7 protein-coding genes are annotated in these 16,178 nt (G+C 69.2%); 6 read left to right on the top strand and 1 reads right to left on the bottom strand.

Annotation, left to right across the window (positions count from 1 at the left end):
* The first annotated feature begins 374 nt into the window (after positions 1-374).
* From DYE23_RS19305 to DYE23_RS19295, 3 genes are all read left to right on the top strand, one after another.
* Positions 375-9,638: a type I polyketide synthase gene (locus tag DYE23_RS19305; RefSeq protein ID WP_115327912.1), complete on the top strand. Its 9,264-nt coding sequence runs from the start codon at positions 375-377 to the stop codon at positions 9,636-9,638.
* A 22-nt stretch (positions 9,639-9,660) separates the two neighbouring features.
* Positions 9,661-10,053, top strand: coding sequence for a holo-ACP synthase AcpS (acpS, locus tag DYE23_RS19300; protein ID WP_172527814.1), 393 nt, complete (start codon positions 9,661-9,663; stop codon positions 10,051-10,053).
* Between the two features lie 102 nt (positions 10,054-10,155).
* Positions 10,156-11,514 (top strand): dipeptidase, encoded by a 1,359-nt coding sequence (locus DYE23_RS19295; protein ID WP_115327911.1) that lies wholly within the window; start codon positions 10,156-10,158, stop codon positions 11,512-11,514.
* On the opposite strand, the gene bcp is transcribed toward DYE23_RS19295, so the two are convergent.
* A complete protein-coding gene (gene bcp / locus DYE23_RS19290; protein ID WP_115327910.1) occupies positions 11,491-11,964 on the bottom strand; it encodes a thioredoxin-dependent thiol peroxidase in 474 nt (157 codons plus the stop codon). The two genes, DYE23_RS19295 and bcp, sit on opposite strands and share 24 nt — an antisense overlap.
* Positions 11,965-12,120: 156 nt before the next feature.
* Between bcp and DYE23_RS19285 the strand changes: the two genes are divergently transcribed.
* The 3 genes from DYE23_RS19285 to DYE23_RS19275 all read left to right on the top strand — a co-directional run bounded on the left by DYE23_RS19285 (position 12,121) and on the right by DYE23_RS19275 (position 16,176).
* Complete coding sequence (locus DYE23_RS19285; protein WP_011893416.1) at positions 12,121-12,345, top strand: DUF3618 domain-containing protein; 225 nt, start codon at positions 12,121-12,123, stop codon at positions 12,343-12,345.
* A gap of 480 nt (positions 12,346-12,825) precedes the next feature.
* A complete protein-coding gene (locus tag DYE23_RS19280) occupies positions 12,826-13,191 on the top strand; it encodes a hypothetical protein (protein ID WP_013471305.1) in 366 nt (121 codons plus the stop codon).
* Positions 13,192-13,512: 321 nt separating this feature from the next.
* Positions 13,513-16,176, top strand: a complete 2,664-nt coding sequence (locus DYE23_RS19275) for a S15 peptidase family protein (RefSeq protein ID WP_115327909.1) — start codon at positions 13,513-13,515, stop codon at positions 16,174-16,176.
* Positions 16,177-16,178: the final 2 nt, after the last annotated feature.

The raw sequence follows: 16,178 nt of genomic DNA, 5'->3' as shown, positions 1-16,178 counted from the left end.
ATAACAATACTGCTTTGAACTGCGCTTCTATCCTACTCAACCGTAACCACCCTCATGCAGGACGTTTGTCCCGGATGCCTCTCGGCCGCCCGGAACCGCACGTTATGCAAGGCACTGTTACCCACGCGTAGAACTCGCCAGTAACCATTTTCGGGGCAAAACCAGGGCCGTCTCTTATGACACTCTTAGTACGGCTGAAATGTCCGCACGCAGCTCTGCAGGGATTGCGACCTTGGGGCTCGTGGGCGAGACCAGCCGGATTCGACGCCGAATCGCAGAGCCCCCGCGGGCGCACAGGCAGGTGCCCGCGCCGAGCCGACGACCAGCCTCCGCCACGAGCGATGTAGCGCGAAACACCGAGGAGAACAAAAGACGTGACGATCAACGACCAGCACCGTGCGACCACCGACTCCAACGGCAGTCCCGACAAGGACTTCGAGCCGCTGACCGGAACGCACGCACTCGTCGATCGGTTCCACTCCGGTGAGCCCTACGCCGTCGCCTTCGGCGGCCAGGGCGGCCCCTGGCTGGAGAACCTCGAAGAGCTCGTCAACTCGGCGGGCATCGAGTCGGAGATCAGCCAGCTGGTCGCCGAGGCCGAACTGCTGCTGGAGCCGCTGGCCCGCGAACTGGTCGTGGTCCGGCCCATCGGCTTCGAGCCGATGCGGTGGATCCGCGCGCTCGCCGCCGAAGAGCCGCTGCCGTCGACCAAGGACCTCACCACCGCGGCGATCTCCGGTCCCGGCATCCTGCTGACCCAGATGGCCGCGCAGCGCGCACTCAAGCGTCAGGGCCTCGACCTCGACGCGCATCCGCCCGTCGCGGTCGCCGGGCACTCCCAGGGCGTCACCGCGGTCGAGTCGCTGAAGGCCGGCGGAGCGCGCGATGTCGAACTGCTGGCCATCGGTCAGCTGATCGGCGCGGCAGGCTCCCTGGTCTCCCGCCGCTGCGGCATGGTCAGCCGCGGCGACAAGGCGCCGATGGTGTCGGTGCTCAACGTCGACCCCGCCCGTATCGCCGAGCTCCTCGAAGAGTTCGCGCAGGACGTGCGGACGGTGCTGCCCCCGGCGCTGTCGATCCGTAACGGCCGGCGGTCGGTCGTCATCACCGGCACCCCCGAGCAGCTCGCCCGCTTCGAGCTCTACTGCGAGAAGATCACCGAGAAGGAAGAAGCCGAGCGCAAGAACAAGACCCGCGGCGGCGCGATCTTCCGCCCGGTGTTCAACCAGCTCAGCGTCGAGGTCGGATTCCACACCCCGCGCCTGGCCGGCGGCGTCGACCTCGTCAACGAGTGGGCGTCCCGCACCGGTCTGGACCGCGAGCTCACCCGGACACTGGCCGAGACGATCTTCGTCAATCCCGTCGACTGGGTCGCCGAGGTCGAAGGCCTGGCGGCCACCGGGGCCAAGTGGATCGTCGACCTGGGGCCCAGCGACACCGTGACGCGGCTGACCGCGCCGGTCATCCGGGGCCTGGGCATCGGGATCGTGCCCGCCGCCACCCGCGCGGGACAGCGCAGCCTGTTCACCGTCGGCGCGGCACCCGCGGTCGCGCCCGCATGGGCGAGCTACGCGCCGAAGCCGGTCGCGCTGCCCGACGGCTCGGTCAAGGCGTCCACCAAGTTCACCCGCCTGACGGGGCGCTCGCCGATCCTGCTCGCCGGGATGACCCCGACGACGGTCGACGCGAAGATCGTCGCGGCCGCAGCAAACGCCGGCCACTGGGCGGAACTCGCCGGCGGCGGCCAGGTCACCGAAGAGATCTTCGACGCCCGCATCGAAGAGCTCACCGAACTGCTGGAGCCCGGCCGCGCCATCCAGTTCAACTCCCTGTTCCTCGACCCCTACCTGTGGAAGCTGCAGATCGGCGGCAAGCGCCTGGTCCAGAAGGCCCGCCAGTCCGGTGCCCCGATCGACGGCGTCGTCGTCACCGCCGGAATCCCGGACCTCGAAGAGGCCGTCGAGCTGATCGAGGAACTGCACACCGTCGGCATCAGCAACATCGTCTTCAAGCCCGGCACCGTCGACCAGATCAAGTCGGTCATCAAGATCGCGGTCGAGGTGCCCGACCGTGACGTCATCGTCCACGTCGAGGGCGGCCGCGCCGGCGGACACCACTCGTGGGAGGACCTCGACGACCTGCTGATTAGCACCTACGGCGAGCTGCGCAAGTACTCCAACATCACGATCTGCGTCGGTGGCGGCATCGGCACCCCGGAACGCGCCGCGGACTACCTGTCCGGCGAGTGGGCCCAGGCGTACGGCTTCCCGGCCATGCCCGTCGACGGCATCCTGGTCGGCACCGCCGCGATGGCGACACTGGAGGCCACCACCTCGCCGGCGGTGAAGCAGATGCTCGTCGAGACCACCGGCACCGACACCTGGGTCGGCGCGGGCAAGGCGATCAGCGGCATGGCCAGCGGTCGCAGCCAGCTCGGCGCCGACATCCACGAGATCGACAACACCGCGTCCCGGTGCGGCCGCCTGCTCGACGAGGTCGCCGGCGACGCCGACGCCGTGGCGGAGCGCCGCGACGAGATCATCGCCGCGATGGCCGACACCGCCAAGCCGTACTTCGGCGACGTCGCCGACATGACGTACCTGCAGTGGCTGCAGCGCTACGTCGAACTGGCGATCGGCGACGGCGACAGCACCGCCGACACCGCGGCACCCGGCAGCCCGTGGCTGGCCGACACCTGGCGCGACCGCTTCGAGGAGATGCTCACCCGCGCCGAGGCACGCCTCAACGAGAAGGACTCGGGACCGATCGAATCGCTGCTGGCCGCCGACGGCAAGGCGCTGCTGGAGACTCCCGACGTCGCCATCGACGCGCTGCTGACCCGCTATCCCGACGCCGAGACCGTGAAGCTGCACCCCGCGGATGTGCCGTTCTTCGTCACGCTGTGCAAGAAGCCCGGCAAGCCGGTGAATTTCGTGCCGGTCATCGACAAGGACGTCCGGCGCTGGTGGCGCAGTGACTCCCTGTGGCAGGCCCACGACGCGCGCTACACCGCCGACCAGGTGTGCATCATCCCCGGAACCCAGGCCGTCGCGGGCATCACCCGCGTGGACGAGCCGGTCGGTGAGCTCCTCGATCGCTTCGAGCAGGAGATCGTCGACCGGGTGCTGGCCGCCGGCGCCGAGCCGACCCCGGTGGTCTCACGACGTCAGGCCCGCGCCGACGTCAGCGGTCCGCTGGCCGTGGTGCTCGACTCGCCCGACGTGCTGTGGGCCGGTCGCACCGCGATCAACCCGGTGCACCGCATCGGCGCTCCGTCCGAGTGGCAGGTCAACGACGTACCGGGCAAGCCGAGCGCGACGCACCCCAACACCGGTGCCCGTCTTGAGCTGGCGGGCGACGGAAGCATCACGCTGAGCGTGCCGCTGTCCGACATCTGGATCGACATCCGCTTCACCCTGCCGGCCGCGACGGTCGACGGCGGTGCTCCGATCGTCACGGTCGAGGACGCGTCGAAGGCGATGCGTTCGGTGCTGGCGATCGCCGCCGGCGTCGACGGGCCGGATTCGCTTCCGGCCGTGGAGAACAACACCGCGATGGTGACCGTCGAATGGGACCCGCAGAAGGTGGCCGACCACACCGGCGTCACCGCGACCTTCGGCGCGCCGCTCGCGCCGGGTCTGACCCTGGTGCCCGACGCGCTGGTCGGGCTGTGCTGGCCCGCGGTGTTCTCCGCGATCGGGTCGGCGGTCACCGACGACGGTTTCCCGGTCGTCGAGGGCCTGCTGAGCCTCGTGCATCTCGACCATGCCGCGCACCTGTTGGCGGCATTGCCGTCCGGCACGGCCGAATTGACCGTCGCCGCAACGGCTTCGGCGGCCACCGACACCGAGGTCGGCCGTGTCGTGCCGGTCGAGGTGACGATCGCCGACTCCGAGGGGACGGTCCTGGCCACCCTCTCCGAGCGCTTCGCGATCAGGGGCCGCACCGGCGCCGTCGAACTCACCGATCCGCCGCGCGCCGGCGGTGCGATCACCGACAACGCGACCGATACGCCGCGCCGTCGGCGTCGCGACGTCGTCGTCACCGCGCCGGTGGACATGAGCGCCTTCGCCGTCGTCTCCGGTGACCACAACCCGATCCACACCGACCGTGCCGCCGCACTGCTGGCAGGGCTGAAAACGCCCATCGTGCACGGGATGTGGCTGTCCGCGGCCGCCCAGCACGCGGTCACCGCGACCGACGGCCGGGCCACCCCGCCCGCGCGCCTCGTGGGCTGGACCTCCCGCTTCCTCGGGATGGTGCTGCCCGGCGACGAGATCGAGTTCCGGGTCGACCGGGTCGGCATCGACCGCGGCGCCGAGATCGTCGAGGTCGCTGCCAAGGTGGGCGGAGAACTCGTGATGGCCGCGACCGCGCAGCTGGCTGCCCCCAAGACGGTGTATGCGTTCCCCGGTCAGGGCATTCAGTCCAAGGGCATGGGGATGGACGTGCGGGCCCGCTCGAAGGCCGCCCGCAAGGTCTGGGACACCGCCGACAAGTTCACCCGCGAGACCCTGGGCTTCTCGGTGCTGCACGTGGTGCGCGACAACCCGACCAGTCTGATCGCCTCCGGTGTGCACTATCACCATCCCGAGGGCGTGCTCTATCTGACGCAGTTCACCCAGGTCGCGATGGCGACCGTCGCGGCGGCCCAGGTGGCCGAGATGCGCGAGCAGGGTGCGTTCGTCGAGGGAGCCATCGCCTGCGGGCACTCGGTCGGTGAATACACCGCGCTGGCCTGCGTTTCCGGCGTGTACCCGCTCGAAGCCCTGCTGGAGGTCGTGTTCCACCGCGGGTCGAAGATGCACGACATCGTCCCGCGCGACGCGCAGGGCCGGTCGAACTACCGCCTGGCCGCCATCCGGCCGTCGCAGATCGATCTCGACGACGACGACGTCACGGCGTTCGTCGCCGAGGTCTCCGAGCGCACCGGAGAGTTTCTTGAGATCGTGAACTTCAACCTGCGCGGTGCGCAGTATGCAATCGCCGGTACGGTCGCCGGACTGGAGGCTCTGGAGGAAGAGGTCGAGCGACGCCGCGAGATCTCCGGCGGCAAGCGGTCTTTCATCCTGGTGCCCGGCATCGACGTGCCGTTCCACTCGAGCGTGCTGCGGGTCGGCGTCGCCGACTTCCGGCGCGCCCTCGAGCGGGTCATGCCCACCGACGCCGATCCGGAGCTGCTGATCGGCCGCTACATCCCGAACCTGGTGCCGCGGCCCTTCACCCTGGACCGCGACTTCATCGAGGAGATCCGCGATCTGGTGCCCGCCGAGCCCCTCGACGAGGTGCTCGCCGACTACGACACGTGGCGCAACGAGCGTCCGCGTGAGCTGATGCGCAAGATCGTCATCGAGCTGCTGGCCTGGCAGTTCGCCAGCCCGGTGCGCTGGATCGAGACCCAGGACCTGCTGTTCATCGAGGAGGCCGCCGGCGGTCTCGGCGTCGAGCGGTTCGTCGAGATCGGCGTGAAGAATGCGCCGACGGTCGCGGGTCTGGCCACCAACACGCTGAAACTGCCGGAGTATTCGCACAACACCACCGAGGTGCTCAACGCCGAGCGGGACGCCGCGGTGCTGTTCGCGACCGACACCGATCCCGAACCCGACTTCGAGGATGCGGCGCCCGAGGCTCCGGCCGCGGCGGCGCCTGCCGAAGCGGCACCGGCGGAGGCGGCGCCCGCCGCTCCCGCGCCGGCAGCGGCGCCGTCGGGCGGACCCCGCCCGGAGGATCTGACCTTCGACGCGGCCGACGCGACCATGGCGCTCATCGCGCTGTCGGCGAAGATCCGCATCGACCAGATCGAGGCACTGGACTCCATCGAGTCGATCACCGACGGTGCGTCCTCCCGGCGTAACCAGATGCTGGTCGACCTCGGTTCGGAGCTGAACCTGGGCGCGATCGACGGCGCGGCGGAAGCCGATCTGGCCGGCCTGAAGGGTCAGGTCACCAAGCTGGCCCGCACGTACAAGCCGTTCGGTCCGGTGCTCTCGGACGCGATCAACGACCAGTTGCGCACGGTGCTCGGTCCGTCGGGCAAGCGACCGGCCTACATCGTCGAGCGGGTCAAGAAGACCTGGGAGCTCGGCGACGGCTGGGGCAAGCACGTCACCGTCGAGGTGGCGCTCGGTACGCGCGAGGGCACGAGTGTCCGTGGGGGAGCGCTGGGCGGCCTGCACGACGGAGCGCTGGCCGATGCCGCCGCGGTGGACAAGGCGATCGACGCGGCAGTGGCCGCGGTCGGCGCACGGCGCGGCGTGCCGGTGTCGCTGCCCTCTGCCGCCGGTGGTGGCGGCGGTGGGGTCGTCGACTCGGCAGCACTCGGCGAGTTCGCCGAGCAGGTCACCGGACGCAACGGTGTGCTCGCCTCGGCGGCACGGCTGATCCTCGATCAGCTGGGCCACAGCCAGGTGGCGTCCGCCTCGGAGTCGACGGCCGATGCGGAGCTGATCGACCTGGTGACCGCCGAATTGGGTTCGGACTGGCCGCGTTTGGTGGCTCCGGTCTTCGACAGCCGCAAGGCCGTCGTGCTCGACGACCGGTGGGCCAGCGCCCGCGAGGACCTGGTCAAGATCTGGCTGATGGACGAAGACGACATCGACGCCGACTGGGCCCGCCTGTCGTCGCGCTTCGAGGGAGCCGGCCACGTCGTCGGCACCCAGGCGACCTACTGGCAGGGCAAGGCCCTGGCCGTGGGCCGCAACGTGCACGCCTCGCTCTACGCACGGGCCGCCGCCGGTGCGGAGAACCCGGGCAAGGGCCGCTACAGCGATGAGGTCGCGGTGGTCACCGGCGCGTCGAAGGGCTCGATCGCGGCATCGGTCGTGGCGCAGCTGCTCGACGGCGGCGCGACCGTCGTGGCCACCACGTCCCGGCTCGACGACTCGCGACTCGGCTTCTACCGCCAGCTCTACCGCGACAACGCGCGCTTCGGCGCGAAGCTGTGGGTGTTGCCGGCGAACATGGCCTCCTACAACGACATCGACGCGTTGGTGGACTGGATCGGCACCGAGCAGAGCGAGAGCCTCGGACCCAAATCGATCCACATCAAGGACGCGCTGACCCCGACGCTGCTGTTCCCGTTCGCGGCACCGCGGGTGGGCGGCGACCTGTCCGAGGCCGGAGCGCGCGCCGAGATGGAGATGAAGGTTCTGCTGTGGGCCGTGCAGCGGCTCATCGCGGGGCTGTCGCACATCGGCGCCGACCGCGACATCGCCGCACGGCTGCACGTGGTGCTGCCCGGTTCGCCGAACCGCGGCATGTTCGGCGGTGACGGCGCCTACGGCGAGTCGAAGTCCGCGCTCGACGCGGTCGTCTCGCGCTGGAAGGCGGAGACGTCCTGGGCGCAGCGCGTCAGCCTGGCGCACGCGCTGATCGGCTGGACCCGCGGCACCGGTCTGATGGGCCACAACGATGTGATCGTCGATGCGGTCGAGGAGGCCGGGGTCACCACGTACTCGACCGAGCAGATGGCGGCGATGCTGCTGGATCTCTGCGATGTCGAGCACAAGGTCGCCGCCGCCCGCGAGCCGGTGCTGGCCGATCTGACCGGTGGGCTGGCCGAGGTGGAACTGGACCTGTCGGCGCTGGCCGCCAAGGCCCGGGAGAACGCCGCGGTCGCCGACGAGGACGAGACCGTCGAGGACGAGGCCGCCGATCACACGATCGCCGCGCTGCCGTCCCCGCCGCGTCCGCCGGCGCCCGCCCCGGTGCCGGACTGGGCCGACCTCGACGTCGACCCATCCGACCTGGTGGTCATCGTCGGTGGTGCGGAACTCGGTCCGTACGGTTCGTCGCGCACGCGCTTCGAGATGGAGGTCGACAACGAGCTGTCGGCCGCCGGCGTTCTGGAGCTGGCGTGGACCACCGGTCTGATCAAGTGGGAGGACGATCCTCAACCCGGTTGGTACGACACCGAATCGGGTGATCTCGTCGACGAGGCGGACCTCGTCGAGCGCTACCACGATGTGGTCGTCGAACGGGTCGGCATCCGGGAGTTCGTCGGCGACGCCGCCATCGATCCGGATCACTCTGCGCCGCTGCTGGTTTCGGTGTTCCTGGACAAGGACTTCTCGTTCGTGGTGTCCTCGGAGGCCGACGCGCGGGCGTTCGTGCAGTTCGATCCGGAGCACACGGTCATCAGCCCCGTGCCGGACAGTTCGGACTGGACGGTCACCCGCAAGGCGGGCACCGAGATCCGCGTGCCCCGTAAGGCGAAGCTGTCCCGCACTGTCGGTGCGCAGATCCCGACCGGGTTCGACCCGCAGGTCTGGGGTGTCACACCGGACATGGCGAATTCCATCGACCGCGTGGCGTTGTGGAATCTCGTCGCGACGGTGGACGCGTTCCTGTCGGCGGGCTTCTCGCCGACGGAACTGATGCGCTGGGTACACCCCAGCCTGGTCGCCAGCACGCAGGGCACCGGCATGGGTGGGCTCACCTCGATGCAGACGATGTTCCACGGCAACCTGCTCGACAAGAACAAGCCTAACGACATCCTGCAGGAGACCCTGCCGAATGTGGTTGCCGCACACGTGATCCAGAGCTATGTGGGTAGTTACGGATCGATGATCCACCCGGTCGGCGCGTGCGCCACCGCGGCGGTGTCGCTGGAGGAGGGTGTCGACAAGATCCGGCTGGGCAAGGCCGAACTCGTCGTCACCGGCGGATACGACGACCTGACGCTGGAGGCCGTCATCGGCTTCGGCGACATGGCCGCCACCGCCGACACCGAGGTCATGCGCGCCAAGGGAATCAGCGATGCGCGGTTCTCCCGCGCCAACGACCGACGTCGCCTGGGCTTCGTCGAGGCACAGGGCGGCGGCACGATCCTGCTGGCGCGCGGCGACCTCGCGCTCCGGATGGGTCTGCCGGTGCTGGCGGTCGTCGCCTACGCGCAGTCCTACGCCGACGGCGTGCACACCTCGATTCCCGCCCCCGGGCTGGGCGCGCTGGGTGCCGGCCGCGGTGGCCGGGAGTCGGTGCTGGCCAGGTCGCTGAACAAGCTGGGCGTCGGGGCCGATGACATCGCGGTGATCTCCAAGCACGACACCTCGACGCTGGCCAACGATCCCAACGAGCAGGAATTGCACGAGCGTCTGGCCGATTCGCTGGGCCGCTCGGACGGTGCGCCGCTGTTCGTCGTCAGCCAGAAGAGCCTCACCGGGCACGCCAAGGGCGGCGCGGCGGTCTTCCAGACGATGGGTCTGTGCCAGATCCTGCGCGACGGCGTCATCCCGCCCAACCGCAGCCTGGACTGCGTCGACGAGGATCTCGCGACGTCCGCACACTTCGTGTGGCCGCGCGAGACCCTGCGGCTGGGCGAGAAGTATCCGCTGAAGGCGGGTCTGATCACCAGCCTCGGGTTCGGTCACGTGTCGGGTCTGATCGCGCTGGTGCACCCGCAGGCGTTCCTGGCGACGCTCACCGCGGAGCAGCGGGCGGATTACACCGCGCTGGCCCAGGAGCGCACGCTGGCCGGACAGCGCAGGCTGGTCTCGGCGATCGCGGGCGGACGGCCGATGTACGAGCGTCCCGACGGGCGTCGCTTCGACAGCGACCACCCGGAGAAGACGCAGGAAGCCGGGATGCTGCTGGACGTGGCGTCGCGACTCGACGAGAACGGCGTGTATCGGCGTTGAGCGGTGAGATAGCGTGCTGCCCGTGGGCATCGTCGGGATAGGCATCGATCTCGTTTCCATTCCGGACTTCGCCGAACAGGTGGACCGGCCCGGGACGGTGTTCGCCGAGACGTTCACGCCGGGAGAGCGGCGCGACGCCGCCGACAAGAGTTCGTCGGCGGCGCGCCATCTCGCGGCGCGATGGGCGGCCAAGGAAGCGGTGATCAAGGCCTGGTCGGGATCCCGGTTCTCGAAGCGGCCCGTGCTCCCGGAGGGCATTCACCGCGACATCGAGGTCATCACCGACATGTGGGGTCGTCCGCGGGTCCGGTTGTCGGGGGCGGTGGCCGAACACCTCAAAGAGGTGACGATCCACCTGTCTCTGACCCACGAGGCGGACACCGCCGCCGCGGTCGCGGTCCTCGAAGAGCGCTAACCCCCCTCCCGGCGAGCGTGCGTGTTCGCGGCGGACACGCCGGGCAGATCGCGAACTTCTCGCACGCTCGCCCGAGAGTCGGAACGCACTAACCTCGACGGCATGACCGATCTCGTCCAACGCGTCCGCGACGTGCTGCCGTCGGTGCGCGCCGACCTCGAAGACCTGGTGCGCATCCAGTCGGTGTGGGCCGACCCCGATCGGCGCGCGGAGGTGCAGCGCTGCGCCGAGGCGGTGTCGACGTTGTTGTCCGACGCGGGTTTCGGCGATGTCCGCATCGTTGCCGAGGGCGGCGCACCCGCGGTCATCGCGCGCCACCCCGCGCCCGAGGGCGCGCCGACGGTGCTGCTCTACGCTCACCACGATGTGCAGCCGGAGGGGGATCCGGCGCAATGGCACACGCCTCCGTTCGAGCCGACCGAACGCGGCGGCAGGCTCTACGGCCGCGGCACCGCCGACGACAAAGCCGGTATCGCAACGCATCTGGCGGCATTCCGGGCACACGGCGGCAAGCCGCCGGTCGGGGTCACCGTGTTCGTCGAGGGGGAGGAGGAGTCGGGGTCACCGTCGCTGTCCCGGCTGCTCGCCGAGCATCGTGATCTGCTCGCCGCCGACGTCATCGTCATCGCGGACTCCGACAACTGGAGCACCGAGATCCCGTCGCTGACGGTGTCCCTGCGTGGCCTCGCCGACTGCGTGGTCGAGGTCGCAACCCTCGACCACGGCCTGCACTCCGGTATGTGGGGCGGGGTGGTACCCGACGCGCTCACGGTTCTGGTCCGGCTGCTGGCAGGCCTGCACGACGACGACGGCAACGTGGCGGTCGAGGGCCTGCACGAAACCGATACCGCCGACCGCGACTTCCCCGACTACACACCGGAGCGGGTGCGTTCCGACACCGGAGTCCTCGACGGTGTGACCGAGATCGGTTCCGGCTCTGTGGCGCAACGACTTTGGGCCAAACCGGCGATCACGGTGGTGGGCATCGACACCACACCCATCGCCAAGGCGTCCAACACGCTGATTCCCCGCGCCCGCGCGAAGGTCAGCATGCGGGTGGCGCCGGGCGGCGACGCCGCGGCGCACCTCGCGGCGCTGACGCGGCATCTGGAGAGTCGCGCCCCGTGGGGAGCCCAGGTGACCGTCACGCCCGGCGACCTCGGGGAGCCCTACGCGATCGACGCGACTGGGCCGGTCTACGACGCTGTGCGCGACGCCTTCCGGCAGGCGTGGGGTCGCGACGCCGTCGACACCGGTGTGGGCGGCTCGATTCCGTTCATCGCGGAGTTCGCCGCGGCGTTCCCGGAGGCCAAGATCCTGGTCACCGGCGTCGAGGACCCCGACACTCAGGCGCACAGCATCAACGAGAGCCTGCACCTGGGCGTACTGGAACGGGCGGCGACAGCCGAGGCGTTGCTGCTCGGCCGCCTCGGAGATCTAGACGGACAGGTCGCGCCGTAGCTTCGCGACGTGGCCCGTGGCGCGGACGTTGTACTGGGCCACTTCGATCTTGCCGTTCTCGTCGACCACGAATGTGGAACGGATGACGCCCTGCACCGTCTTGCCGTACATGGTCTTCTCGCCGAACGCGCCCCAGGCTTCGAGGACCTTCTTCTCGGGATCGGACAGCAGCGGAAACGTGAGCTTCTCCGCGTCGCGGAACTTCGCCAGCTTCTCCGGCTTGTCGGGTGAGATGCCGATGATGTCGAGGCCGGCGTCGTTCAGCTCTGCGAGGCTGTCCCGGAAGTCGCACGCCTGCTTGGTGCACCCCGGCGTCGACGCGGCAGGGTAGAAGTACACGATCACCTTGCGCCCCGTGTAGTCGGACAGGCTGACCGTGTTGCCGTCGGCATCGGGAAGGCTGAAGGCGGGGGCTTTGTCGCCGACCTCGAGTCGTGGGGTTTGCGGCATGGGTATGTCATCCCTCCAAGGGGTCTGCGATCGGGCGCGGTTCCTTCGGTCGACCGGGCGCTCGTCGCTGTCCCGGCTCAACTAGGGTAGTTCGACAAGAACCGAAGGTAGGAGCGCGGCCGGCGCGCGTGGTGTGTGAGGGCATTGGAGGAAGCTGTGGCAGACCGGGATCCCGACACCATCAAGGCCGAGATCGATCAGGCACGTGAGCAGTTGGCGGTGACGGTCGATTCCCTGGCCGAGCGGGCCAACCCGCGCCGCGTCGCCGACGACCTGAAGTCGGGTGTCGTGCGGTTCGTGTCCAAGCCGCCGGTCGCCATCTCCCTCGCGGGCGTCGGGGTTTTGCTGGTCGTGCTGACCATCCGCCGGATCCGGCAGTAGCGAAGGTCAGCGTCGACGGCTGGATCGGAACCAGTCGGAGATCGAGAATCCCGGCGGGTTGGCGACGCGTCCGATCCGGCTGCAGTTCAGCGTCGCCACCGGATGTTGCCCGACTCCACCACGTGCTGAGTCCGCCCCGTCGGTGCCGGTCCTCACCGGATCGCCCTGGCTCGACATCAGCAAATTCCTCGATTCGTGGTGGTTGGCCTCGCCAGGTGAATGTACACCGTGGCTCAGCTAACCGGAACACTAACACCGGAACTTGCCTTTGCCCAGTACAAAGCCCAGTTCAAAGTCCGTGGTGAGCTTGTCCGTTACTCGTTGGTCGTCGAGATGCGGTCGTGTCTTGTTACGAGCGTGTGACTTCTAGCATAGAAGTGTCCTCCTCCGACAGGTATCACCCGTCGGGTAGCGCGGGATGACGCGGCGCAGTCCTCTACGCTGACGCAGTCACAGACGAGCTAGTGAAGGAGACGAGGCATGTCGTGGTTCCTCGCCCTGCAGGGCCCTGCGCAACCGAGCCACCAGGCATCGGTCTACGAGCTGCAGGACACCACCGACGTGGACAAACTCGCCCAGGAACTCCTCAGTGCGGTCACCCTCGACAGGGTCGTCGCCGTCCCGGCGATGCTGCCGCAGAACACGCGCAGACGGCAGAAGGTCACTCTGTACGTCCGTCCTGCGGCGTGGGGTATGTGGACGTTCTACGAACTGTCCGAAGAGGACAAGCGTCAGCTCATGAGGGAGAACCCGCTGATGCAGGCGATGCAGCAGCACCAGCGTGAGCACGCCCAGGGCCCGGCCCAGGGCAACCCGCTGCTGGGTCAGCCCGGCGCCCGGCGCTGACCCCGCCGCGCGCATCCGCAAAGTAAAACGCCAGCTCACCGGGCGTGCGCGGACGCGTACCGGCCCGTCACCCGTCAGCGTCGCTGGAACCATGCAGTCCCGGGGCCGGCGCAGCGTGTCCGGGGGTCGTCGAGGAGGGGTTGCGGCGCCTACCCGCGCCAACTGTTGACCAAAAGCGCTGTGCGGCAGGGTATTCCGCGGTCAGCCGATCCGCATGCCGCGGGGCGAATGCCGGCGCAACTTTTCTCGCAATTTTGACGACCGCGAAGCTGGGCCGGGACTATAGTTTGCTGCGTTGCTAGCCGTCCCGACGGGGGAACTATGAACGCTGCAAGTGTCATCGGTCGCGTCGGCGGGCTCGCGGTGGCCTTCGGAGTCGGCACCGCCGTCCTCGGGGGCAACGCCGTCGCCTCGGCCAAACCCGCCGCAGACGGGTCCGACACCAGAGCGTCCGTGTCGCAGGCGTCGGAGACGTCAGGTGCTGCAGACACATCGGAGCCGACGACCGCAGCGGACACCGATACCCGGGATTCGGACATCCCCGCTGACGACGCCCCGGACAGCGATGACGACGCCGCTGACCCCGACGGCGCCGCTGAACCCGACCGCGAGGACGCCGACGGTGACATCGGACTGCCCGCGGCGAACGAGGACGCCGGCGACGCGGAATCCGACGACCGTCCCGCGACGAGTTCGAGAAAGCCTGACACGAGCGATGGCGATGCGTCGACGCAGGTGACCTCGCCCGCCTCTGCGACCTCGCCGACATCCGACGATGACGCTCCCGCGGAGACGCCGGACGACGCCGGCGCGGCAGCCCCGGCGACGTCGCCGGGGCGGCAGGAGCAGGCGATCACATGGCTGTCCAGCCCGGCCGCGGTCGCGGGGCGCACCGGGGCCGCGCCGACGCCGGCGGTGACGGCGTCGGCGTCCGTCGCGAGCCCCCTGCTGACCCTGGTCGAGAACCTCTTCAGCCCGTTCGCCGGATACAGCCCGGACGGGCTGCCCTCGGGGTCGCCGTTGTCGTGGGCGATGGCCGCCGCCGCGCGGCGCGAGGCGCTCGTCGCCGGCGGGCCGATCTCGGTCGACCCGACGCTAGATTTCCTCGACGGCGTGATCTACGGCTCCGTCGGGGCGACCGACACCAACGGCCGCCCGCTGATCTACACACTCCTCGACGGCCCCGATCAGGGCGGCAAGATCACGCTGAACGACGACGGCACGTTCTCGTTCCTGCCGGATCTGTCCGTGGTCGACTCCCGTGGCGTCGAGAACTTCACCGTGATGGTCAGCCAGACGAGCGTGCTGATGGCACTGCTCGAGCAGATCCCGATCATCGGCGACTTCGTGCAGCCCCTCGTGATCGGCCTGCAGCAGGTGCCGGTCCTCGGCGCGCTTCTGCAGCCGATCATCGGCTACCGCGTCATCACGACGATCGGCGTCGACGTCGACGAGCTGGTTCCCGTCGGCGCCCCCGTCGCATTCACCACGATGGTGACGTCGTTCGACGGGACGCAGATCAGCACCAACTTCTTCCCGGCGAGCGGCCTGCAGTTCGGCGAGACCGCGCCGACGGTGCTCAACGGTCCCGGACTGGGCAGCGCCGGCGACATCGATCCGACCTCCGAGACGACGGTCTTCGACCTGGTCCCCGGCCTGGTGCCGCTGCGCGACGGGGGCTACAACGTCGTGACCTGGGATCCTCGGGGCGAGTTCGCCTCCGGCGGCATCCTGCAACTCGACAACCCCTTCTTCGAGGGGCGCGACGTCCAGGCGATCATCAGCTGGGTCGCGGGCCGTCCGGAAACGGAGTTGGACGCACCCGGGGATCCGACGATGGGGATGGTCGGCGGTTCCTACGGCGGCGGAATCCAACTGGTGACGGCGGGGATCGACGACCGTGTGGATGCCATCGTCCCGGTGATCGCATGGAACTCGCTGACCCGGGCGCTCTATCCGACCAAGGCGTTCAAGACCGGATGGGCGACGTTACTGGGACTGGACCTGCTGGAGGCGGGGGCAAGGATCAACTCCCAGATCTATCCGGCGATCATCCTCGGGGACCTCCTCGGTTTCATCACCGAGACCCAGGAGGCCATCCTGGAAAGCAGCGGCCCGACGGTGCTGGTCAGTTCGATCACGGCGCCGACCCTGCTGATCCAGGGCACGGCCGACGGCCTGTTCACGCTTGCCCAGGCAGTCGCCAACGCGATGCTGCTCGACGCGAACGGCGTTCCGGTGGAGATGATCTGGGCGTGCGGCGGGCACGGGGTGTGCCTGGATCCGCTGAACCCGATCCAGACGCCGCTGCTGGTGAACACGACGCTGGACTGGCTCGACCGGTACGTGCGCGGCAACGAGTTGATTCCGACCGGTCCCCGGTTCGAATGGTTCGACCAGACCGGTGCCTACCACTCGTCGGACCTGCTTCCGACAGAACCCGACTTCTACGGAGATCCCATCGTCACCGACAGCGACGGCGGGTTCCTGCCCATCATTCCGATTCTGGGCGGTTCGGGCCCGCAGACCCAGTCGCCGACCCCGTTGATCGTGTCGCCGGCGCTGGCCTCGGAGGCGTCGCTGGCGCTGAACCTGGAGATCGCCGCACCCGCGGGCACCCAGATCGTCGGGGCACCGGATATCACGCTGACCTACTCGGGGCTGGGCACCGCCACCCACATCTACGGGCAGTTGGTCGACGACGCCACCGGGCTTGTCCTCGGCAACCTGGTGACACCGATCCCGGTCACCCTCAACGGCCGGACCCAGACCGTGACCATCGATCTGGAACAGATCGCCTACACGGCTGTGCCCGGCGGAACGCTCACGCTGCAACTGGCCGGGTTTGCGACCCCGTATCTCGATCTCTTCCAGGTCGGCTTCATCGACGTCGAGAGTGTGTCGCTGTCCCTGCCGACGGTGGCCGTCGGGGCCGGGGCGGGCGCCGCGCAGGCGGGAGTGGCGGTGGGGTCGGCCGCCGCGTAGCC

The sequence above is a fragment of the Mycolicibacterium gilvum genome, from assembly GCF_900454025.1.
In the GTDB taxonomy this organism is placed as follows: domain Bacteria; phylum Actinomycetota; class Actinomycetes; order Mycobacteriales; family Mycobacteriaceae; genus Mycobacterium; species Mycobacterium gilvum.
The sequence above is the reverse complement of the archived record's forward strand: the minus strand, read 5'-3'. Positions and strand labels throughout refer to the sequence as shown.

Excerpts from the sequence above, each read along its gene's own strand:
- bcp (WP_115327910.1), bottom strand. The coding sequence starts at position 11,964 with ATGCCGCAAACCCCACGACTCGAGGTCGGCGACAAAGCCCCCGCCTTC.
- DYE23_RS19275 (WP_115327909.1), top strand. The coding sequence starts at position 13,513 with ATGAACGCTGCAAGTGTCATCGGTCGCGTCGGCGGGCTCGCGGTGGCC.
- DYE23_RS19280 (WP_013471305.1), top strand. The coding sequence starts at position 12,826 with ATGTCGTGGTTCCTCGCCCTGCAGGGCCCTGCGCAACCGAGCCACCAG.
- DYE23_RS19295 (WP_115327911.1), top strand. The coding sequence starts at position 10,156 with ATGACCGATCTCGTCCAACGCGTCCGCGACGTGCTGCCGTCGGTGCGC.